Source organism: Paenibacillus sp. EB106-04-04-XG159 (assembly GCF_058791835.1).
This window is the reverse complement of record NZ_JBYTDY010000020.1, coordinates 51189-73846: the sequence shown is the minus strand read 5'-3', so window position 1 is coordinate 73846 and position 22658 is coordinate 51189. Positions and strand designations below refer to the sequence as shown.

The 22658-nt window shown below is 43.3% G+C and carries 21 protein-coding genes; 4 read left to right on the top strand and 17 right to left on the bottom strand.

Annotated features, from left to right (window positions below; translation table 11 throughout):
• Positions 1-142 precede the first annotated feature (142 nt).
• The 11 genes from AC3WTP_RS20070 to AC3WTP_RS20020 form a co-directional block, all read right to left on the bottom strand.
• Entirely contained in the window at positions 143-1111 is a 969-nt protein-coding gene (locus AC3WTP_RS20070) for a serine hydrolase domain-containing protein (protein ID WP_492396412.1), read from the bottom strand.
• On the bottom strand, positions 1108-3492 hold the full coding sequence (locus tag AC3WTP_RS20065; protein ID WP_492396411.1) for an excinuclease ABC subunit UvrA: 2385 nt from the start codon (positions 3490-3492) through the stop codon (positions 1108-1110). The genes AC3WTP_RS20070 and AC3WTP_RS20065 overlap by 4 nt, the downstream gene beginning before the upstream one ends.
• A 409-nt stretch (positions 3493-3901) precedes the next feature.
• The gene (locus AC3WTP_RS20060) at positions 3902-4468 is read right to left on the bottom strand and encodes a class I SAM-dependent methyltransferase (protein WP_492396410.1); all 567 of its coding nucleotides are present in this window, start codon (positions 4466-4468) and stop codon (positions 3902-3904) included.
• Positions 4469-4643: 175 nt separating this feature from the next.
• Positions 4644-5150, bottom strand: a complete 507-nt coding sequence (locus tag AC3WTP_RS20055) for an NUDIX domain-containing protein (RefSeq protein WP_492396409.1) — start codon at positions 5148-5150, stop codon at positions 4644-4646.
• Positions 5151-5267: 117 nt separating this feature from the next.
• The gene (locus AC3WTP_RS20050; RefSeq protein ID WP_492396408.1) at positions 5268-5819 is read right to left on the bottom strand and encodes an AAA family ATPase; all 552 of its coding nucleotides are present in this window, start codon (positions 5817-5819) and stop codon (positions 5268-5270) included.
• Positions 5820-5837: 18 nt separating this feature from the next.
• The gene (locus AC3WTP_RS20045) at positions 5838-6383 is read right to left on the bottom strand and encodes a GrpB family protein (RefSeq protein WP_492396407.1); all 546 of its coding nucleotides are present in this window, start codon (positions 6381-6383) and stop codon (positions 5838-5840) included.
• Positions 6384-6690: 307 nt separating this feature from the next.
• Positions 6691-7203, bottom strand: coding sequence for a hypothetical protein (locus AC3WTP_RS20040; protein WP_492396406.1), 513 nt, complete (start codon positions 7201-7203; stop codon positions 6691-6693).
• A gap of 153 nt (positions 7204-7356) precedes the next feature.
• Entirely contained in the window at positions 7357-7800 is a 444-nt protein-coding gene (locus AC3WTP_RS20035) for a cell wall hydrolase (RefSeq protein ID WP_492396405.1), read from the bottom strand.
• A gap of 102 nt (positions 7801-7902) precedes the next feature.
• Positions 7903-8277: a VOC family protein gene (locus AC3WTP_RS20030; RefSeq protein ID WP_492396404.1), complete on the bottom strand. Its 375-nt coding sequence runs from the start codon at positions 8275-8277 to the stop codon at positions 7903-7905.
• A 51-nt stretch (positions 8278-8328) separates the two neighbouring features.
• Positions 8329-9453 carry a DNA polymerase III subunit beta gene (gene dnaN / locus AC3WTP_RS20025; protein ID WP_492396403.1) on the bottom strand — a complete coding sequence of 375 codons (1125 nt, stop codon included), beginning with the start codon at positions 9451-9453 and terminating at the stop codon, positions 8329-8331.
• A gap of 29 nt (positions 9454-9482) precedes the next feature.
• On the bottom strand, positions 9483-9716 hold the full coding sequence (locus AC3WTP_RS20020) for a ribbon-helix-helix protein, CopG family (RefSeq protein WP_492396402.1): 234 nt from the start codon (positions 9714-9716) through the stop codon (positions 9483-9485).
• Positions 9717-9936: 220 nt separating this feature from the next.
• Here AC3WTP_RS20020 and AC3WTP_RS20015 point away from each other — a divergent pair, with 220 nt between their 5' ends.
• A complete protein-coding gene (locus AC3WTP_RS20015; protein ID WP_492396401.1) occupies positions 9937-10302 on the top strand; it encodes a hypothetical protein in 366 nt (121 codons plus the stop codon).
• 47 nt (positions 10303-10349) lie between these two features.
• Here AC3WTP_RS20015 and AC3WTP_RS20010 read toward each other — a convergent pair whose 3' ends face one another.
• The 4 genes from AC3WTP_RS20010 to AC3WTP_RS19995 all read right to left on the bottom strand — a co-directional run bounded on the left by AC3WTP_RS20010 (position 10350) and on the right by AC3WTP_RS19995 (position 14313).
• Entirely contained in the window at positions 10350-10841 is a 492-nt protein-coding gene (locus tag AC3WTP_RS20010; protein ID WP_492396400.1) for a EutP/PduV family microcompartment system protein, read from the bottom strand.
• A gap of 41 nt (positions 10842-10882) precedes the next feature.
• Positions 10883-11863: an aldo/keto reductase gene (locus AC3WTP_RS20005; protein WP_492396399.1), complete on the bottom strand. Its 981-nt coding sequence runs from the start codon at positions 11861-11863 to the stop codon at positions 10883-10885.
• 135 nt (positions 11864-11998) lie between these two features.
• On the bottom strand, positions 11999-12847 hold the full coding sequence (locus tag AC3WTP_RS20000; protein WP_492396398.1) for a helix-turn-helix domain-containing protein: 849 nt from the start codon (positions 12845-12847) through the stop codon (positions 11999-12001).
• 167 nt (positions 12848-13014) lie between these two features.
• Positions 13015-14313: a Gfo/Idh/MocA family protein gene (locus tag AC3WTP_RS19995; RefSeq protein WP_492396397.1), complete on the bottom strand. Its 1299-nt coding sequence runs from the start codon at positions 14311-14313 to the stop codon at positions 13015-13017.
• Positions 14314-14596: 283 nt separating this feature from the next.
• On the opposite strand from AC3WTP_RS19995, the gene AC3WTP_RS19990 reads away from it, so the two are divergent.
• Complete coding sequence (locus tag AC3WTP_RS19990) at positions 14597-15424, top strand: DNA alkylation repair protein (RefSeq protein WP_492396396.1); 828 nt, start codon at positions 14597-14599, stop codon at positions 15422-15424.
• 86 nt (positions 15425-15510) lie between these two features.
• Here the strand turns inward: AC3WTP_RS19990 and AC3WTP_RS19985 are convergent, their stop codons facing one another.
• A complete protein-coding gene (locus AC3WTP_RS19985; RefSeq protein ID WP_492396395.1) occupies positions 15511-17436 on the bottom strand; it encodes an oxidoreductase in 1926 nt (641 codons plus the stop codon).
• 593 nt (positions 17437-18029) lie between these two features.
• On the opposite strand from AC3WTP_RS19985, the gene AC3WTP_RS19980 reads away from it, so the two are divergent.
• Complete coding sequence (locus tag AC3WTP_RS19980) at positions 18030-19775, top strand: ABC transporter ATP-binding protein (RefSeq protein ID WP_492396394.1); 1746 nt, start codon at positions 18030-18032, stop codon at positions 19773-19775.
• On the top strand, positions 19772-21565 hold the full coding sequence (locus AC3WTP_RS19975; RefSeq protein WP_492396393.1) for an ABC transporter ATP-binding protein: 1794 nt from the start codon (positions 19772-19774) through the stop codon (positions 21563-21565). The genes AC3WTP_RS19980 and AC3WTP_RS19975 overlap by 4 nt, the downstream gene beginning before the upstream one ends.
• 146 nt (positions 21566-21711) lie before the next feature.
• On the opposite strand, the gene AC3WTP_RS19970 is transcribed toward AC3WTP_RS19975, so the two are convergent.
• Positions 21712-22548 carry a YitT family protein gene (locus AC3WTP_RS19970; RefSeq protein WP_492396392.1) on the bottom strand — a complete coding sequence of 279 codons (837 nt, stop codon included), beginning with the start codon at positions 22546-22548 and terminating at the stop codon, positions 21712-21714.
• Positions 22549-22658 lie beyond the last annotated feature (110 nt).

Below are 22658 nucleotides of genomic sequence, written 5' to 3'. Positions count from 1 at the left end.
TTTAAATAAATTGGACGATTTTATGTGTAATGCCTTTAGGCCTTCCGATAAGAAATTAGTTAGGGAACCTCCTGTTATACCCACATTTTAGATGATTATATCTATGGTCAAAATGATAGAGCCTCTTCATGTAGCCCCCATATTAATTGGCAATAATAGATTTTTTTAAAAGCTCATTATGAATATCCCCATATGCTTTATTTGATGAAGTAGGCGTAGCCTGAATGACCGTAACCATGTTAGCATATGGCAGTACATTAATTTCTTGTCCGCCAAATCCTCTGCAGCCGTAACCATCTTTAAATATCCACCATAAATAACCGTAGGATTCATTGGTTATGCCCGGTGTAACCATTTCTTTCAAGTACGATTCGGAGACAATACGCTCATCTCCCGCCACACCATTATTTAGTACAAGCAGTCCCAGCTTTGCTAAATCGCGTGCGCTTAAATCGGACTGCTCCTCTCCTTTCATTACGGTATAAGATACGCCGCAAGGGCTTTCTGGCCATCTACCGCTCGAAATGCTCAACGGGGCAAATAAAAACTTTTCGCATAAGTCATACGACGGTTTACCATATGCCTTCCCTATTACGGCTGACAACAAGAGAACATCCCATTCTTTGTACAAATGTCGAGTACCTGGATAGTCTGAAACCGCTGTGTCTGCCAAGTGTGCAATCCAATCACACGTTCTCATCATTTGTGCAACCATAGGACAATGATAATGAATGCCCCCATTCCAGTAAATGCCCGAGGACATCGTAAGAAGGTGACGAATCGATATTACATGGTGGTAAGGATGAATGCTCTGCCGAAATTCAGGCAAATAATTGGCGATCGGCTCATCCAGACTCTGTATCCATCCTTTTTCCAGACAGATTCCCGTAAGGATCGCGAGAATGCTTTTCCAGATTGACTTCATTGGATTTTTACTATGTTCGGTGAACTTATTAAAATATCGTTCATATACGATGCGGTCGTTTTTCACAACAAGGACGCTGTTCACGAGCCGATATCTCTTGACTCTAAGGTAGTCATCAAGACTAGCTAACCGACTAGAATCTAACCCTTCTGCTTGAGGCGTTGAGAATTGCCACTGAAAACTCATTTTAAATACCTGCCAATCATAGATTTATTGTTTTGCTTCAGTTCGGCAGGAGTGCCTTCGGCAATAACCGTTCCGCCGTCTGTACCGCCTCCTGGGCCCATCTCGATAATGTAATCGCAATTGCTCAGAACAGCAGGATCGTGTTCGGTTACAAGGACTGTATTCCCAGCGTCCGTCAGTTCAAGCATTAACTTCATGAGCCTCTCCGTGTCCGAAAAAGATAGTCCTGTCGTAGGCTCATCCATGACATATAAGCAATCTTTTCCTCCTTGCTTGCTAAGCTCTTTGGCAAGTTTAATGCGTTGGGACTCTCCTCCTGATATGGTCGGCGTTTTTTGTCCCAGTGTTATGTATCCCAGCCCAACGCGTTCCAGCACCTGAAGCGTGCGATGAATGATTTTATCATAGGATTGTTTTTGCTCATCCCCAAAGAACACCAGCGCTTCTGAAACACTCATCTCAAGGACCTGCCGAATATTTGTGCCTTCGATTAGAATTTGCATTGCTTCTTCGATAAAGCCGGTGCCGCCGCAGGAATCACAATGCAATTCAATGTAGGTACCGAAGCCGACATGATATTGAATAATGCCATCACCCTTGCATGCACTGCACCCACCCTCGGAATTGAGCGAAAATATGCCTGCAGTGTATCCTAATTCAATTGCAAGTTCTGTACTTGCATACATGCTGCGGATTCGGTCATATATACCCGTATAGGTTGCCGGACAAGATGTACGGCTTCTTCCAATTGGCTTCTGATCAATAACTAAACATTTTCTAATAAGAGAGGCTCCGCTAATACTTGCATTCGTTCTTGATGGAGGCCGATCTTCCACTTCTTCCTCATCGGCTGCATTTTTGCTTCCTAGCAGCTCCATTAGCTTCGGCACTAGAGTGCCAGAAATCAAGCTGGATTTTCCGCTTCCGGAGACGCCCGCGATGCCGACCATCAAACCGAGAGGGATGTTTACAGTCACATTGCGCAAATTATGGAGGCAAGCGTTTTCAATCATCAGCATTTTAGTACGATCCACCGGCTTTTTATTGCTTTTCACCGTCAATTGCTTTGCGGATGCCAAATATGGCGCTGTTCTTGAAGCTTCGCAGTCCATGAAGGACTCGAATGTGCCTTGGAAAATACGTTGACCACCATAAATCCCAGCATTAGGTCCTATATCGATAATATAATCGGCGGCCCTCATAAAATTTTCATCATGCTCGACCGCAATGACCGTATTCCCGCGCTTTACAAGATTTTGAATAATTCCAATGAGCTTTTCTTTCTCAACTTCATGGAGTCCGATGGTCGGCTCATCGAATATAAAGATGATCGATTCCATTTCTGCGATAACGAAGGTTGCAAGAAATAGCCTTTGAATTTCTCCGCCCGATAAGGTTGGAACCGGCCGTGACAATGAAAGATGGTGAAGGCCCACATCCACCATACAGTCCAATTTCAAGATGATCTCATGGATGAGGGGGCTGGCTGTAAAGGCGTCTTTCTCGAGTCGCAGGAACTCATTCAGATCGTGGATGTACATACTTTCCAGATCTGTTATGGTTCTATCTGCAATCATCGTGTACATGGCTTGTTCACCTAAGCCGGTTCCGTTACATTTGGGGCATTCTTGTTTTATAAAATAAGCTTCCTGCAGCAGGTAATTTTGCCTGCCGCTAAGATCTCCTCTTTTGAGTCCGTTTAGAAGCAATGGAATGATGCCATGGAATTTGGTCTTGCCGTTGTCTCCATACTTTAATGCCGTCAGTTGCTCGCCACTTAATGAATGAAGTGGTTGTCCGACAGATAAACCATGATGGTAACAAAACTCATCCAGCTTCTGTCTGTTCTTGCCGCGATATAATATTCCCTCGATGAGTAAATCTTTGATTGGCGTGTTCATATTCGAAAATATAAGCGGTTCATCTATTAGATGTACGCTGCCGTTTCCCAGACATTTCACGCACATTCCTTTTGGTGAATGCCGCTGAAACATGTCCATCGTTAAAGGAAGCCCGTCATCATGCTCCGGATCCCTCTTCCCATAGGCAGCAAATAACATGGCAAGCATGTTACTGATTTTTGATCGAGTGCCTACTGTGCTACGTGGATTAGATTGTCGAGTAATTCGCTGTTCCACGGCAACTGTAGGGGACAATCCGATTATTTGATCAAACTCGAGCTTTGCATCCACCATTAACTGTGAACCGGAATACATCAAATAACGGCGCTTTCCTTCCTCGTACAACGTATCGAAGGCTAGACTGGACTTACCGCTTCCTGATACGCCAGTAATAACGGTCAATTTACCTCGGGGTATCCGGACGTCAATATTTTTCAAATTATGAATCCGAGCTCCTCGAATCTCAATATACTCGCTCATTAGTTACTCATATCAATTAGGTGTAAATTTCCATAACTAACCCCTATTTTATCATATTTGGAACTGTACTTTCCGTTACTTCGATGAAAATAGGGAGCAGCTACTGCAATAATCTGCTCCCTGGCTATTCAACTATCGTGTCCCGTAAGCTTAAGAATCGCTCGAATAGAATGTCATCTCTTGTTATGGTATTAATGGAGTATCCGCTTTGATTTTATCTGCTACAACTGTATAGAATGCTGGAAATTTGTTATTTTGTGAATTAGGCTCTTCTTCGAGGATTCTTAAGTACATCCCTTGGCTGGCTAAGGCGGACAGAATTTCCCCAAAAGTCCACTTTCTCAATAAAACCTTTTGCAAGCTAGAGCGTTCGTGTTCAGGTATAAAAGAGGTGTAGGCGATATTATCTTCACGAAGTTCGGCATCGAAATAATTTCCATTTTTTTAGAACTATACCATTTCCTTCATCAGTCAATAGCTTGGATGCTAAAGGGTGGAAGTCGGTAAGAATAAATCGACCATTTGGTTTTAGCATTCGAGTAACAATAGAAAATAGTACATCTAAATCAGAAAAATAATGTAAAATACCGAATTCCATCAAAACAACATCGAAATTCCTTAAATCCTCTTCGTGCGGAATGTTGAGAACATCTGCATTTATGTATTGCACTTTAACTCCCGCCGCATCTGCAACTTCTAGGGCATACCGCATATTTTCTTTGGAAATATCAACGATACTGACTTCTGCACCAAGCATCGCTAAAGGGATAGCTTTCCCCCCAGCTGACCCTAATAGATTTATGATACGTATGCCTTTTGGCTCCCCTATGAACTTCAACCATCTACGAAGTGGATGTTTAGGGTCTTTTTGCAGTTTCTCTGCCTGTTCGGATGGCGTTCCTAAATGAGTGATCCAAGCATCATAAGCTTTTGTATTCCACGCCAGTCTGTTTGCTTCGGTTTGCTTTTCTTGCATTAACCCACCTCTTTTTCAATTTATTGTATGGGATTAGTTTCCACAATACCAAAAGGATTTATCGCATTTCCCTTGAATTGTAAACGTTTTTTGAACAAATCTGCCCGTTAACTGAACAATAAATACTATTCGTCCTTCATAAATCGTTTCCTTTATTTGTAACCATTCTGCCTAGTTATGTTGTAATATCGAGCTCTTGTGCCTGCAACTTCAACAACTGTCCCCATATCATCTTTCCATCACTATATGTTCCCGTCCATACATTGTCTGAATTTAGATTTTGGAGGTAATGCTCATACATTAACTTTAAACTCAATGGCATCTGTAAATCGGACAATTCCGAAAATTTAATCCAATGTAATTCGCCTTCATCACAACCAATAATATTTCTAGTGCTCGTACCGCCAAAGAAAATAAAATGTTGATTTAGCTCAACGTCCTTTTGTCGGAGCAATATGTATCGTAATTTTAGATTTATGATTTCATTATGCAAAATACCTGTTTCTTCTTCAATTTCACGAAAACAAGAAGTCTCAGGTGAGGCATGCTCATGGGGTTCCACATGACCTCCTATGCAAGACCATAATCCTGGGGCAATCTTTTTGTTATTTGACCGTTTCAGCATTAACACATCATTATTATTAAAAAGAAAAGCCCCGGTCATTGTACGAATTCTAATCATCGTATCATCCTCCGAATTCCAACTCATTCAATTTTGTTAATTTTCCGTAAGTGCCCCTTACTCCAACAAAAAAAGGTGCTACCACGTAGGAGCCCCTCCACTATCTCTTGTTTCTCGTTAGTTTATATTGCTGTCGTTTGATTTAAGATAGTCTGAAACAATATTCACCCGTTCTTTAACGGTATGATTTCCCTCAATCCTCAATATAGGACAAGACAAATTCGACATCCAATATTCATGTAGAGATTTGCTTCTAACCTCTAAGCCTGCCTTATCATATAGCGATGCCCATTCTAAAAAAGCTTTGTATTGCTGATACTTATTTCCTCCAGGTAATATTTCAGTGCCATATCTTCGAAATTCCCTTTCACTTAACCTTTGGAGTCTAGCTTCTGCAGGCACATAAAGAAAAATAACCAAATCAAACTCTGACTTTAATTCATCGCCCCAACCACAGACAGCCCCAGATAGAATCCATTGCTTATGGTTCGAAAGGTCCCCTTTTAATAACCCAAGCCTTTCTTGTCGTTCTCTCTGTTTAGTAAATTTGTCAATCCAAAAATAATCATCCCCATCAAAATTAATATAGGATAATCGCAAAGATAATTCGTATCCTAGAGTCGTTGCTCCTGAACCAGAGGCACCAAAGATATGAATTTTATTTATCATAATAACCTCCAAAAAAATCTATTGCCTCTCTTTTGCTAATCTGGTTACAAGTCTAATGAATTCCGTTTTATTGTCTGTGTAAGCTTCCCTATCATACTTATAAGTTTCCGCTAATCTAAGCTTGAGTTCTTCATACTGTTTGGCAACAGTAGGGTTCTCACGTAGGTAGTCCCTAAAATACACTCTATCCCATAGAAAGTCCAAATCTTTTGACCCCATGTGAATATGGAAGGATTCCTTTTCAAATCCTGTCGGAGAATAGCCTTTAATAAACATCAAATGATTTTTCTGCTCTTTCATGTGTATATAGTTATTTTCATTCATCTTGCTCATTATCAATTCACAAATACCACTTTCATTTGGAATCTCCACTAAAATATCAATTGTTGGCTTGGCTGATAAGTTTGGTACAGCGGTGCTTCCGATATGTACTATTCGTAGAGCTATTTCTGAGCCAAGAAGATTGATCAAAAATTGTTTTTCATTTTCAAATAATAAAGTCCAATTTCCATCGTAAGGGACAACTGTTATTGGATATAATTTTCCAAGTTCATCTTTGTTCATAACGAATTTCCTCCTTATTGGTACGATATCCTAGGTAAGTAAATTCCATATCATCGTTTCGTTGTACTTATCGATACCCGTTAACGTAACAAGCGTGTTATACTACGGGACTCTACGACACTCTCAAAATTGTCTATTCATTATTATCGAATCGAAAAATCAGCTTATAACCATCAAAAGTATCACCATACAACTCGACATAATTCTCTTTACTATATTTTGAAATTGTCTTTCTCCAAAACTTTTATCGCTGCTTGTTCAGCTCCCCCTTGTCCTCTAAAGGGGCGAAGCAAAAAGAATTCATTATTTATTTTCCCCAATACTCGATTGTTACATCTGAATATTCGTCTACGCTTAGAACAAATCCGAAATTTAATTCCTCCGAAACAACAACCAAATCATCGTGCATTTCTAACATTAATTTCGTAATAATCTTCTTGCAATCCAATAAAGGCGTTATTATTGCAATTGGAAAATCTAAATAAAGTTGATTGCTACTCCTAAAGTAAAAGCCGAATGTAGAAGGGTAAAATAGAACTGTTTCGTTTTCATATTTCTTAAAGTAATCAAAAATAAAATCAATCTTCGACTTGAGTATTTCTTTGTCATATTGGAATTTCAACAATTTGATTTCATCCGTTTTAATACGCTCATAAACTTTTTTATGAACTTCCTCGGATATTTGATAATCAATGTGTTCCTTATCTGAAATATCAATGTCGTGGTATTTTTTTAAGTCTTCTACAAGCTGTATCTTCGCTTGTTTTACTTTGTTGTCCTTTAGTAACTTCTCTAATTTTCTTTTTCTATCATTATCCATAACATCACCCTGCTACAAGACTTCGTTTCTTATTCCGCTAAACCGAAAGAAGCCGCGATCTACGCGGCACTTAATGAGATAAAGTTCTTGTCAACCGACACATGGCTGTGACAAGTCAGGTAAAGAGATCCTGAGCTCTTTTCGTTTATAAAATTAATACGTATTATATATATTTTCACATTCTTCCGCGGTCGGTTCATAAAAACAGTGCTTCTTCCATCGTCCTACGAATGGCTGATTATACCAAGTTGGCGGACATGGTCCGGGATTTTCGAAGGATCCTGGACGGAAATACCATAGAGAGAATTTGGCTGGCCAATTCCGCTCCCCATTCACAGCCCTTCGCGCCAGACGGCGTTCCCTCTCTCTTGCGTTTTGATAGTACAAACTATGTTGCAACGCTTCGAACGCGTGCGGCTGATTGATCATTTGGGGAATTGTCCGGATATCTTTAAAATCGGAGCAATTCGCCCTTATTCGGTTAATGCCAACATTTCCAACAAGGAGCATGCCCATTTCGCCTTCGGTCTCAGCTTCAGCTCGAAGCAACCTTGCCAACATATTAACATCCTGTTCTCTGGCTTTTACGACTGCCATTGGCTCACCTCTTTATAATTCTAGATTCATCATATTGTAGGTGACGCGGATGTGTTACTCTGGCGAAATAGAGAGCGATAATAAATACCCGTTCTGCCACACCTAAACCATAAAACACCATCGAACACCAAACTTATCAATAAATGAGACTAGACATGGACTGAAGAAAATGGGGCCTATTGGGGTAATCGTTTTGCTGTTTTCATTTAATACTTGATATGCCTCTCTTAAAACTTCCTCGTTTTCAAAAATTGCGACCATTTCCATAGTGGACTCAGCTGAGGACTCTTTAGTCCCACCAAAGTCACTGAGCATTAATCTAGTTCCAAGAATGTGCATCTCCGCGTGTATGACGAATTTTTCAGGTTCTTTTTGAGTATCATACATGATTGAATCAGCTTCCGTTCTAAAGGCTTTTTCATAAAGATCGATAGCTTCAGAACAAGCGCCATTCAGATATAGCTGTGCTACTAACATAGTTCCACTCCCTTAAATAAATCTAGTATGTCTTTCAGCTTATAACAAATATCAATTCGCAGTTCTTACGGGTGTAATTAAAAACAGTGTAGACGACGGATCATCTTCTGGCTGTATAATAATTGCGCTTGCCTTTCCAGTAAATCGTAATCTGACATACTCACTATCAACACAACGAAGTATATCGATCAGGAACTTACCGTTCAGAGATGTATTAAAATCCTCGCCGTTCAGCTCCTTTATCGGCACTTCATCTCGTATATCTCCTATTTCAGCTGTTCTGGATACTAAGTCTAACATATGGGAAGTTACCATTATCCTTATTATACTTTCACCCGCTAACACAGTTGCCCGTTCAGCAGCATTCAAAAAACTTGATGTATGAACGACAACCTCTGCTACATAAGATGTTGGAATTACTTTTTTTATGGATGGATAAGCCCCCTCTATTAATGCAGACTGAATCTGGATATTGCCTGTTGTAAATACGATTTGATTCATACCCAATTCAATTTCAGTAGTGTTGTCTTCACCGTCCAATATTCTAGATACTTCATATAGATTTTTACCTGGTATTATCACATGTGCATCGGCGTCCACATCATGTTCCATAACTATAGTTCGGGATGCAAGACGAATTCCATCCGTGGCCACAAGATGAAGAGAATCATTATGATAAGCAAAATAAACCCCTGTTAATACCGGTCGACTCTCGGACGAAGAAACTGAAGTTGCAACCTGTTTGATGGATGACTTCAATGGAGTACTTTTAATTTCAAATTTTAATGGAGTATTGCTCTCTACAAATTGAGTTGACGGAAATTCTGCTGGATCCATTCCACACAACCGAATCTGAGAATGGCCTGATATGATCGTGAGAATCATATGTTCTCTCATTTCAAGAGTAACCACCCCAGCATTAAATTTACGAATAATCTCGTAAAAATATCGTGCTGGAACAACAATACCTCCAGTTCTTTGAATTGTCATAGAGCTGTTATCCTGAGCAATCTTATATTGAATAGTCATACTTGAGTTGCTTGCCGTAAAAATTAAATCACTGGGATCTGCCTGAATCATTACTCCGGTTAGTACGGGAATTGGACTGTTCGTTGAGACAGCCTTCAATACGTGCTGAACAGCGTTTATGAGAGAATCTTTTGATATATGAACCAACACAGATCTCACCTACTCATCATTGCAATTTATGAATAATAAGATTCAATAATTTTACGGATAAGTTCCGAACGAGATAATTGATGATCCGAACACTGTTTTTCTATTTTGCCCCATATTTCGTCCGTTAGAGTTAAGGATACTTTTTTAGTTTCGCCAATACTTTTCCTCCCGGCTCCTTCCCTATAACCTCCTCTCGTAGACATAAAACCTAACTGACCTTCTTTATTAGAAATTCCTATTGTAATCTTATTTTTGCTCATATTATCGTTTCCTTGTAATTGAATTTGGTAACTTAAATCATGTGTACTTATTTTCATTCTATCATACAATTTATTCACCTTACAATATTTTCTATTGAATAAGATGTTTCGAACAGTCCGTTCTTTAGACTAACAGATTGTTGGATATTGTCATTTGTAGTAGAATTAAACAATGTGATTCGATCTTATAGCACATATCTTCATACAGGAGGAGAAGGCAGTGAAAAGATTAACTGTAATGTTTTGTGTGGCACTCATGGTTTTAGCACTCGCTGCTTGTGGCGGAGAAAAAGCTGATAATCGTACAATGGATGTTTTCGTTAAAGCGTTCCAAGATGCCGGTTTTGAAGTTGATGCAGGCGAGAAGCCCTTATTTGATATGATTGGGGCAACAGATGGATTTATGTTCAATGCAGACAACAAAGTAGTCAAAGTTTACGAATTTATAGACGTAAAATCAATGAATGATGCTCAGAAAAAGAATGAACAGTTGATGGGAAAGTGGTCGGCGAACGGTAAATTCATGCTTGATACCACAAGTGAAAAAGCGGCTGAAGTATTTAAGGCAATACCTAGTGATAAATAATTTAATCTTACTCCATTAAAAAAAGCCTGAAGAATCAGGCTTTTTTGTTATGAGACATGAAATTTCATTTCATTATCGCTTAGTCTGATTAGCTTATCATCGTATAGCTTCAGCTTAGCTTCAAAACTGCCTCTATTTTCCTCAAAATCCCGTGTCCATTTATACATCATCTTCAGCATCATAAAGTCTGGTTTATAATGACACTTTTCAATGCCGAGCTTCTGCTTAAGGAATCGAGTTAGAATTCTTATTCTACGCCTCCATAAAGGAGGATCAAGAAAAATGATGGTATCTGCCATTTGATATAAACATTGATAGGATTCTCGATCTGTTCCTTCGAATATCCATGTCCCGTTACGATCTATTTCCATCAATACTTCGATTTGTTCTTCTGCTGTGCGCTTATGTCGCCCCATTGACGTTTCGTGATGGACGATGGTATCGAGTTCATACCAAGGAATATTCATGTTCTCTGATAAGCGTTTTGCCAATGTTGTCTTACCACTAGCTACGATTCCAATAATGAGGATCTTCTTCATTCCTTGATGGCTCCCTGTATCGGCGATAAATAGACATGTATTTAAACTGCACCAATAACCCGATGAGGAACATATGGCTCTTCCAGCGACATCATTTCTTCAGGTGTTAACGTAATCGAAAGAGCAGCTACCGCATCTTCGAGATGAGACATTTTCGTTGCTCCTATAATGGGAGCTGTTACTGGTTCTTTCTGCAATAACCAAGCAAGTGCGATTTGAACACGGGGAACACCGCGGTTTTCTGCGATAGCTGCAACCCGCTCCACAACTAGTCGATCACTATCTGCAGTCGCATCGTATTTAGACTTCTGTACTTGATCGGTTTCAGAACGATGCGTTATTTCCGCCCAATCACGAGTCAATCTACCTGATGCAAGCGGGCTATATGGAATCACTCCGATTTTTTCTTCTTTACAAAGCGGCAGCATCTCCCTCTCCTCTTCACGGTATATAAGGTTAAGATGATTCTGCATGGATATAAACCGAGTCCATCCATTTTTTTCAGCCACGTGTAATGCCTTAAGGAACTGCCATGCGTACATGGCAGAAGCACCTATGTATCTTGCCTTCCCAGCCTTCACAACATCATGCAATGCTTCCATCGTCTCTTCAATGGGAGTATGGTAATCCCAACGATGGATCTGATAGAGGTCAACATAATCGGTTCCCAATCGCACAAGACTCTTATCAATTTCACTCATGATTGCCTTTCGGGAAAGACCAGCACCATTTGGACCTTGATGCATACGGAAATGAACCTTGGTAGCGATGACAATTTCATCACGATTGGCATAATCCTTCAGAGCTCGCCCAACCATTTCCTCGCTTGTTCCGTCTGAATACACATTAGCCGTATCAAAGAAATTGATGCCAAGCTCAAGAGCTTTTCGAATAATAGGACGACTGCGCTCTTCATCGAGTACCCAAGGGTGAATCCACCGATCTGCCACACCAAAGCTCATACAACCAAGACAAAGTCGAGATACATCCAAGCCTGTATTTCCGAGTTTCACATATTCCATTTGATTATTCCTCACTCTCAAATAGATATTGTTTCCTTCATCTCTAGTTTATTCTTTGGAATTAACTCCAAGTCAAGCGATTGAGCTGCGCAGTGACAGTTCCACCTCCGTCCAGTTGACAACTTCCTGCTGCCATTAAGCGTACTCTCGAAAATCACTAGGCGACTTGCCGATATGATGCTTAAACAGACGATTGAAGTTGGACAGATTGCGGAAGCCGCACTGTTCTGATATATGAATAATCTTCATCTCTGTCGTCTCCAATAAATGAACCGCGTGCGTCAGCCGAAGCTGGATCAAGTAATTCAATGGAGAAGTCCCTGCTGCCTGCTGAAATAAAGCACTAAAGCGTGAAGGACTGAGATGGACTAGCGCCGCTAATTCCTGCAGTGTCCATGCGTAGCCAAGAGACATCTCCATCGTACGAACCGCCTCTTTAATCGCACATATTCCGCGTTGCTTCAGAGGAGTCTGATCTTGATCCGACACGCTCAGAAAGCGATTGGATAAACTAAAGAACCGTACTAAATCAGCTCGAATCAAACTGATATAGGCAGTATCACACTTGCTATATTCAGCCATCATACGATGGAAGAGTTCTTCAAGCTCTAGAGCAATCGGCTCCTCATGACCCACGATGTTTATCTCTCGATACGCCTTCATCAGATCCGGATCATAATTCAGATCGAAAGCCAACATAGATGGATCAAACATAATGATGTCCATCACTAGATTCTCTATTTCAAACACGCGGTGCAGATCATCGCTATTAATAAATATTAAATCCCCTTGCTTAAACTGCAGCTTCACGCCGTTAATCAAGTAGTAACCGCTTCCACTTCGAATATAGTTTAGTTCAAGCGCATGATGCCAATGCAAACGCTGAATCTCAGGGTTGACGCCTTCTGTAGTGGAGGCAGTAAACGGGAACAATGGGTCCGGAAATACGATATGATCCCGTATAATCGTCTGCGATTTGTCCATGTGTGATCCTCCTCTTTCAACTACGTTAGTTGTTACATATAATCACTAAATTTTACCACGACACCGTCAATCTATCTAGGATATGTTCTCCTCTTCCTCAAATAAAGAAGCGACAGCCCCTCAGACACACTCTTCTGAAGGAACTGCCGCTATATCATCATAGTACCCTATTTTCGTTCACCAGCAGAAACGACTGCTGCGGATTGACTCTGCAGCTGCTTCAAATAGCTTGGCAGATGGATAACCTCATGCGATAATCTTGACTGTTCAGCGGCAAATGCCATTAGATGGCTCTGAACGGATGCTTCTGCGGAAGTCAAGCCCTTGCCGCTGCCGCCTTCACGTACTAGCTGTACGAAGTCAGCAACTAGACGCATATCCCCTCCGCCGTGACCGTATGCATCTTCAAGGAGAGGCTTAATGATCTCGTATTGTTCCTGATCGAAGCGTCTGATCTCGATCTCATTCTTATCAATGTCGCCGCGAATTTCTCCCATCGTCCCCATCAGCTTAAGTGTACGTGAACAGTGTTTCGTAAAGGCGGACATCGTGAATGCGACTGTTACTTCATTTGCAAACTCCATATTGACAACTTGATGGTCGACCACGTTGTTATCGCAATGGTATACGCATCGTCCATATGGTCCTTCCTCCAGCGCCTTCTTGCGCGCTTCGTAGCTCTGATCGTCGCTCAGAGCCTGCAGCATCCAGTCCTCGCCACCTGTCAAATAGTAGTTCGGCGCATAGTAGACGCATGTATCTGAGACAGGGCATCCATCCAGGCAGCGCAGCGGTGCGCCTTCCGGAGCATATTCCGCTTTGTAGTGCGACAGACTGCCAAACGATGAGAGATGTATGCAGTCTGAGCCGACTAGCCAGTGCAGAATGTCCATGTCATGGCTGGATTTGGCCAGAATCATAGGGCTGGATTTATCAGAGTTGCCCCAGTTCCCGCGCACGTAGCTGTGCGCTTGGTGCCAGTAAGCTACATTTTCATTGTGCTGAATCGACATTAACCGCCCAATCGCACCTTCCTCCAGCAATCGTTTCAACGTATCAAAGAACGGTGTATAGCGAAGCACATGGCATATGGAAAATACGCGACCTGTACTGCGCGCCTTCTCTCCCATCTCTACGCACTCCAGCGGATCAGGAGACATCGGCTTCTCCAGCAGCACATGATAGCCTGCATCAAGTGCCCGCATCGTCGGTTCATAATGCATCTTATCCTGTGTACAAATAATGATCGCATCTGCCAACTTAGGCTGACTAAGCAATTGTTCCCAATCCGCAAAGCACATCTCATCTGGAAGTCCATGCGCCTGCTGAAACATAGCTCTTCGATCAGGATTCGGATCGGCAAGTGCGACCACTTCCATCTCATCTGGATTGGTTAAAGCATAATTGGTATAGACCACACCTCTTAGACCTGCGCCAAGCAAAGCTACTTTTACCTTGTTCGACATATCATCCATCTCCCTATTATGGTTCGCTATCCGTCTGACCGATTGATCGTGTCGACAACAGCATCTTCCTGATTCTAGCAAAATGAAGTTACTCCTATCCTATTGGATTGCCATAATGAAGTAAAGGTTTTTCGCTAGATTAAATAGTACGATTTTCCAACAATAGAATTGGCATCTCTGAACGAAAGCCTAGCCGGACTACGTAGCAGGAATTTACTTTGATCTGGAGAAGTTACAAGTTAATATGGATGAGAATTTGACTATTTTCAAGGAGTGATGATAGATGTCGTTGAGAGGAGACTTATTACATAGAAAGGGAGCCACGAAGGCAGAGAATATTCCTCATGAAGTTATCGCACTGCTTAATCAAGGAATAATGGAGAGTGTTAATCTGACGGAATGGCTTGCTGTTAACCATATTTCGCTGCTGAATCATGTTCTGCCGTCAATCGGTTTAGAAGATAAACTAGAGTATATAGCATCTGAATTAGAAAGGCAGAATGCCGAATCCGGAATGAAAGCGATACGATTGACAGGGGCTTTATTAGATAAAGTTATGAATGAAGTAAGTGAGAGTGGAAAAGAAGCTATCATCGAGAAATGCTCCACTCATGTTTCAGATAGTGTTAGGTGTTGGGCAGCATTTATGAATAAAAAAATGAACGATACAATAGAAGAAAAATTATCGTATATTATGCATTTTGCGGCAGATCATCACTTTGGGGTTCGTGAAATTGCCTGGATGTCTGTTAGAGAAGACCTTGCTCTAGATATAAATAAAAGCGTGAGATTGTTGATAGAGTGGGCAAAAAGTAATAACGAATACATTCGCAGGTTCTCTGTAGAGTCTATTCGTCCTCGCGGAGTATGGTCTAAGCATATTGAAGAGTTAAAGCATAACCCTCATCTAGCACTCCCTATTCTGAATCTGCTCCAATCCGACCCTTCTACATATGTACAAGATTCTGTAGGCAACTGGTTAAATGATGCTAGTAAAACTCAACCGGAATGGGTACTCCAATTATGTGATCAATGGGAGAAGGATTCCGATACGAAGGCGACCGTTAGAATTATAAATAAAGCCAAACGAACAATAATGAAGAATGCGTGAGACAAGATCTGTGCAGGATGCTGAATAAGGGGGCGATAACACGCCCCCTATTGAATATCAACTTATCACCAGCTAAAATGGTAAAGCTATATCATTCTGCCCAGATCAGCGCCAGCCCAGATCGCATCGAGTGCATCGCCAGTCTGATGGGCGTCTCCAATAATATGGTATGGAATATGTGTAGCCTTCACCATTTCCACTAAGCTGTCATCGCTCTTCGATCCGACCGCCAGAATGGCCGCCTCAATACCGGGAACGATCTCAGTATATCCGTCATGCTCAATCACGAGCCTTCCCTTCCCTAAGGCGATGCACTTTGCCTCCGTATAGATGTCGACGCCGGCATCTCTCAAGGCTTTCATGACATACGGCTTTGTATGAAAACCGATTCCCTTGCCTATTTCATTGGTAATCTCGATAATAACGACTCTCTTGCCCGATGCCGCCATCACCTCTGCTGTTTCAATGCCTACCGTTCCTCCACCTATAATAACGATGCCCTGCTCCTTCACAAAAGCGTCCCCGTACAGCACATCCCTTGCCTTATACACATTGCTGTCACGAGTGCCTGGAATCTCTAGCGATATCGGCTCGGATCCAGTTGCGATGACGATCTCGTCCGGATTCAAAGCTTTAATGTTGTCTGGATTCGCGGACGTGAACATATGAATGTCGATGCCGGACTTATAAGCTCTAAAGCCAAGTGAGAATGCCGCGTCTTTAAACGACCGCTTATGTGGAGATGCCCCTGCGAGTACGAGCTGGCCGCCTAAGCCGCCGGTCTTCTCAAACAATGTCACACTATGCCCTCGCTCCTGCATCGTGCGAGCCGCTTCGAGTCCTGCAGGTCCGCCGCCAATAACAAGCACATGCTTCTTCTTCTCAGCAGGTATAAGCTGATACTCCACTTCACGGCCCGTTGCAGGATTGAACATACAGCTTGGTTCGCCTTCGCCGCTGAATATGCGCGTGATGCAGCCTTTATTGCACGCGACACACCGAATAATCTCATTAGCTCGACCTTCATTCGCTTTATTGACGAAGTGTGGATCAGCGAGAAGCACTCGACCAAAGCTTATGATATCCGCCTTGCCCTCTTGCAGGATCGCTTCAGCCATGTCCGGCGTTGTAATTCGACCCCCAACCAGAACAGGGATGTTCAAATGCTTCTTAATCGCGGCGGCCACCTCAACGTGAGTCTGCTCGGGCATATATGTATTCGGCGCTTCATAACCAAACGCATCGTGATTGCCCTGCGAAACACTAAGCGCGGTTAAGCCCGCCCCTTCCAGCATCTTCGCTATCTTAATCGTTTCATTCAGATGCAAGCCGCCTTCCACATGCTCTTCCCCGCTAATGGACATCATAACGGGAAAGTCCTCGCCTACTTTATTGCGAACATTTGCTAATACTTCTATCGCAAACCTCATGCGATTATAGAGGCTGCCGCCGTATTCATCCGTGCGTTTATTGGAAAATGGACTCAAGAAGCTGCCTATCAAATAACCATGCGCACCATGCAGCTCAATAACATCGAAGCCCGCTTTCTTCGCGCGAAGCGCCGCATCACCAAACGCTTCAACGATCATTTGTATATCTTCCAATGTCATCTCCTTCGGCATTTCCTGATAGAGAGAACACGGAATGGGAGAAGGTGCTAAGAGAGGCAGGCCCGAGTCCTTCGAGCTCATTTGTCTGCCAAAGTGTTGAAGCGATATACAAGCTACCCCGCCATGATCTTTAATCGCTGCGGCAAGCTTCGTCAGTCCAGGAATAAATTTATCATCATAGCTGCCTACATACTTGGGTCCTGCGGAGGTTTCATGTACGGGCGATATACCCACCGTGTTCATGCCAATGCCGCCTTTAGCGCGTTCAGTGTGATAGGCGATCAGACGATCACCCACATACCCACCCAGCTCTGCATATCCAGTCCCCATCGCAGTCATAACAGATCTATTCTTCAAGGTCACATTGCCAATATGAATAGGTGATAAAAATGTATCGTACATCTTTTATCCCTCCCGATTCGAGTATCGATGCTACCTTCAATTCTATAAAAATCCACGCGGCAACTCATTGATATAATTCACGTCGTGCTGTTGAAAGACGTGTTTCTAGTAAAAAAAGACAACAATCCAGGTACAAGTACCGTTGGACTGCTATCTTTTGCATCGATTATATGACGCCGCTCAGGCTGTAACGGGGGCGCGGCACCTCTATGTCGCGCCCTTCAGCACCTGTAAGCGGGAAAATACCTGTTACAGCTCCACTTGGAGCGCGGCGCACACGCTGTAACGGGGTTAAACCGCGTTAACGGGAACGCGGACTCACAAAGTCGCACCGTTCAACGCCCGTAAGCGGGAAGTTCCCTGTTACAGCTCCACTTGGGGCGCGGCACCTCTGGGTCGCGCCCTTCCGCGCCTGTAAGCATGGAATTTTATAAGATTATACTCATTCTTTACCTTGAACCACTTGTTATTTCGTGTAATATGAATAGTGTTCGCTTTTTACTGAATCAACCTTTTTGTGCAATATCTTCTTGCGAGGTCGTGTTCTCCTGTTCCTGAATTCTTGCTCTTTCGAAATAGTTGGGGGTTGTTATATGAAACAAAATCAGCAATTATCCATGTTATGGTTGCTTCGTTATCTTCGTCCGGTTAAAGCAAGATTGCTGTTCCTGTTAGTCTTGCTGTTGACCTCAACAGCTCTGCAGCTTATTAATCCGCAGATTATTCAACGATTTATAGATACAGCGGCTGAAGGTGGAATCGTCTCGACTCTGTTCGTTCTCGCTGGTATCTACCTTGTCATTGCCGTCTTTAATCAGCTCATTACAGTGGCCGTTAGCTATCTTGGCAATGATGTGTCCTGGCGAGCGACCAATCAGATTCGCGGAGATCTGCTCAAGCATTGCCTAAGGCTGGATATGAGATTCCATAATCTCAAGACTCCAGGCGAGATGATTGAACGTATTGACGGTGACGTCACTAGCATGTCGAACTTCTTCGCTATGTTTATCGTTCAAGTTATAGGCAGCTTTGTGCTGCTGGCAGGCATTCTTGGCTTTATGTTCGCAACCAACTGGCCTATTGCCATCGTGATGACCTTGTTCACAGGGGTGTCTATATTCTTCATGGTATTCATTCGCGACATGGGCGTGAATTCTTCCAAGGCAGAGCGTGAAGCCAGCGCTTCCTTGTTCGGGTTCATTGAAGAGCGTATTGCAGGTATTGAAGATGTTCAGGCGAACGGCAGTGTTCCCTACGTCATGAATCGATTCCATCGCGCTATGCGCGAAGTATTCCTAAGAGGAAGAAAAGCCTGGATGATGCGAGTAGTCCCTTGGAACACGACTGTTGTGCTATTCGCGATCGCTGTTACCGCCGTCTTGCTATTAGGCGTTCACTATTACTTGATCGACGAGATATCGCTAGGAACTCTTTTCCTCATCTATCAATACACTCAGATGTTGAATGATCCGATTGAAATGCTCGGCGATCAGGTGCAAGAGTTCCAGAAGGCGAAGTCTGGTATGCTTCGCTCACGCGAACTGCTGTCCAAGCAAAGTGAAATTGTAGAAGGAAAAGAAGTTTCGCTTCCTAACGGCGCTCTTGGACTCGAATATGAACATGTGAACTTTAGCTATAACGTTGATAAGCCCGTACTGGAAGACATTACGTTCTCGATTCAGCCTGGCGAGCGGCTCGGGATTATCGGGCGTACCGGCAGCGGTAAGTCAAGTCTCAGCCGCCTGCTGCTGCGGCTGTACAATATCGACAGCGGCGTGATTCGAGTCGGCGGAGTCGATATTCGAGATATGCGCTTAGACGCGCTGTATCGCCGCATCGGGATGGTCACGCAGGACGTGCAGCTGTTTGACGGCACTCTTCGTGACAATTTAACCTTGTTTGAAAGTCAAGTCACAGATGAACAAATACTCGATACGACTACTAGACTCGGATTGCAGCAATGGATTGATGCTTTGCCGGACGGGTTAGACACTCACCTGGCGACTGGCGGGACATCGCTATCCGCTGGAGAGGCGCAATTGTTTGCGTTGACACGAGTATTCTTAACAGAACCAAGCTTGGTCATATTGGATGAACCTTCTTCGAGGCTGGATGCCGCAACGGAAGCCATGCTGCAGGGCGCTGTGGATCAATTGCTTTCACAATGCACGGGAATCGTGATCGCGCATCGATTATCTACGCTTGAATCCGTAGACAAGATCATGGTGCTCGGCGATGGCCGTATCCTGGAGTTTGGCGAGCGAGAAGCGCTGGCTAATGACGAGAATTCCCACTATGCGAAGCTCTTAAGCACAGGGAGAGAGGAGGAACTGGCATGACAGTAGGTCGATTTATTCAACGCCTGTTTCAATTTAGATTGTCCCTGTTTATCGTAAACGGACTGCTGTGGGGGCTGTTCCACTCGCTTCCGCTGCTTATTGGACTCGGTATGCAATGGTTCTTCGATAGAGCTACAAGTCAATCTCATGATTACCTGTGGTTGGCTGTCCCCTTGATTGTGATTGCTCTTGTAAGGGTATCGAGGGTGGGCATGTTCTTTCTCGCCTTCTATAAATGGATAACGTATATTTACCATATTCAAGCTGTACTGCGTACCAACATGCTGGCTGGCATTATGCGCTGGCCAGGACGCAACCTCCCTGCTTCCTCAGGAGAAGCGATGAGCCGCTTCCGTGATGATGTTGAAGAAGTTGTAGAGTATGTAGAGTCATGGGTAGATTTCTGGGGACGATTGGTATTTGCTGTCGTTTCGATCATGATTATGACGTCGATCAATTGGAAGATAACCGTTGTGGCCATTCTCCCGCTCGTAGCTGTCACCTTGCTGAACAACCTGTCCGGCAACCGCGCGCGGCGATATGGGCAGCAGAACCGTGAAGCAACAGGGCGCATTACTAGCTTTATCGCAGAAACATTTAGTGCCGTGCAGGCGCTCAAGCTGGGGCAAGCCGAAGATAATGTCGTGAAACGATTTACCCATCTGAACGAAGCTCGCCGCAAAGCCGCACTTAAGGATAATCTGTTCAAGCAATGGATGAGATCTCTCAATCAGCATGTGCTAAGCATCTGTACAGGTGTCATTCTTCTCATGTGTGCCACAGAAATGCAGGCAGGACGCTTTACAGTTGGAGACTTTGCGCTATTCACGGCGTATTTAACAAACTTCGGATTCAGTATTTCACTTTTTGGCTACATGGTGTTTCAACATAAGCGACTTAAAGTATCGCTCGATCGCATGCAGATTCTGTTCCGTCCCGGCGAACAGTTCCGAATTATGGAGCACAGCGCGATACACCTATATGATTCTCCTCCTGAGCCGCCGGCAGTGAAGAGAGGGAAGAACGATCTGCTGCGCAACTTGGAAATTGAGGGACTATCTTATACGTATCCGAATTCTGAGAATGGGATCACGGATATCAACTTCAACCTTGAACGCGGGAAATTCTTAGTCATTACAGGCCGAATCGGATCAGGCAAATCAACACTTGTGCGCGCGCTGCTCGGGCTGTTGGAAAAGTCGAGCGGGTCTATTCGCTGGAATGGGCAAGAAATTAATCCGGCAACTTTCCTTGTTCCGCCTAGATCGGCTTATACACCGCAGGTGCCACGGCTGTTCAGCGATACGCTTCGCGAAAACATCCTGCAGGGAAGCACCAAGCATAGCGAGGAATCACTTGACCGCGCGGTACGATTGGCCGTCATGGAGAAGGATATTGAGGACTTAGAGCATGGGCTTGACACAATGGTGGGACCGAGAGGCGTTATGCTCTCAGGCGGTCAGATTCAGCGCGCGGCTACGGCGCGGATGATGATGACGCAGTCAGACCTGTTTATCTTCGATGACCTATCCAGCGCACTGGACGTCGAAACAGAGAAAGTGCTGTGGGAGCGTTTGTTTGCAGAGAGAGACGTAACCTGTATCGCTGTGTCACACCGTCGAGCAGCTCTTACGCAAGCGGATCATATTATTGTGATGAAGGATGGTAAGATCGAGGCGGAAGGAACGTTGTCCGACCTGCTTGCCACAAACTCTGAGATGCAGCTACTATGGCAGGGTGAACAGACTTCAGTTGGGGAAGAAGAAGAACAGCTCGTAAAGAGCAGCTAGATAAAATAATTAAACCCTTCAGCACTACTTTCAAGCGGTGCTGAAGGGTTTTTTGCGCATGTATTGGGATTGACTCATATGAGTTTCTCCTTCCGGTCAACCTATTAAATGTGTTGCTTGAAGTCATATTCACGAATGATGCTAGGTTATTTGGAGATGTCTACAAATCCCTTACCGAATACATCACGCACATCATGAATCGTAATAAATGCCTCGGTGTCGATCGATTTGCATATTTTCTTAAGCTGGCTTATTTCTTGTTTGCAGATCACGATATATAGCATCTCTTTCGGCTCTTTCGTGTAATGTCCATGCCCATAGAGTACCGTAACACCGCGATTCATAAGTGCATTGACTTGTTCCGCGATCTGATTCTGCTCTTTGGATACGATCGTGACCGCTTTCTTCGGATTAAGTCCTTCAATGATGAAGTCCATTACCTTTGTCGCAATGTAGAGCATCACAATCGTGAGCATCAGACTTTGCACGCCAATGATAAACATGGATGCGAAGGCTACAATCAGGTCAAAAAACAATAGCGCATAGCTGACGTTCCAATCCAAGTACTTGTTCATAATTCTTGCTAGTATCGTGCTCCCGGCTGTCGTTCCGCCAACTCGAATAATTAAACCGATACCTACCCCAGAAAATATTCCGCCGTATACCGCATTCAACATCAACTCATCTGAAGCGATGCGCCAATCCGCAGTAAGTTGAAGAAACAGAGAAATGAACGTGACCGCAATAATCGTATATATCGTCGTTCTCTTATCGAGAAATTTATAGCCAACAAGCAGCAAGATAGCGTTCAGTACGAAAGATACAAGACCAGGAGACCATTCGAATAAATAGTAGAGAATGATCGTAATTCCTGTCACTCCGCCTTCACCGAATTCGTTTGGAATAACAAATAGATTGATAGCAAGCGCAAAGAGCAATGATCCTACAATAAGCATAAGTATGTCGATACATCGTTTTTTCATGTGCAAATCCCTTCTAGTTGTAGTAGTTAGTCTGCAAGCCCAACCAGTACAGCATACCATTCCTACCACATGTTGTGGTACCCCTTTTCATAAACAATTGCATTCAACTG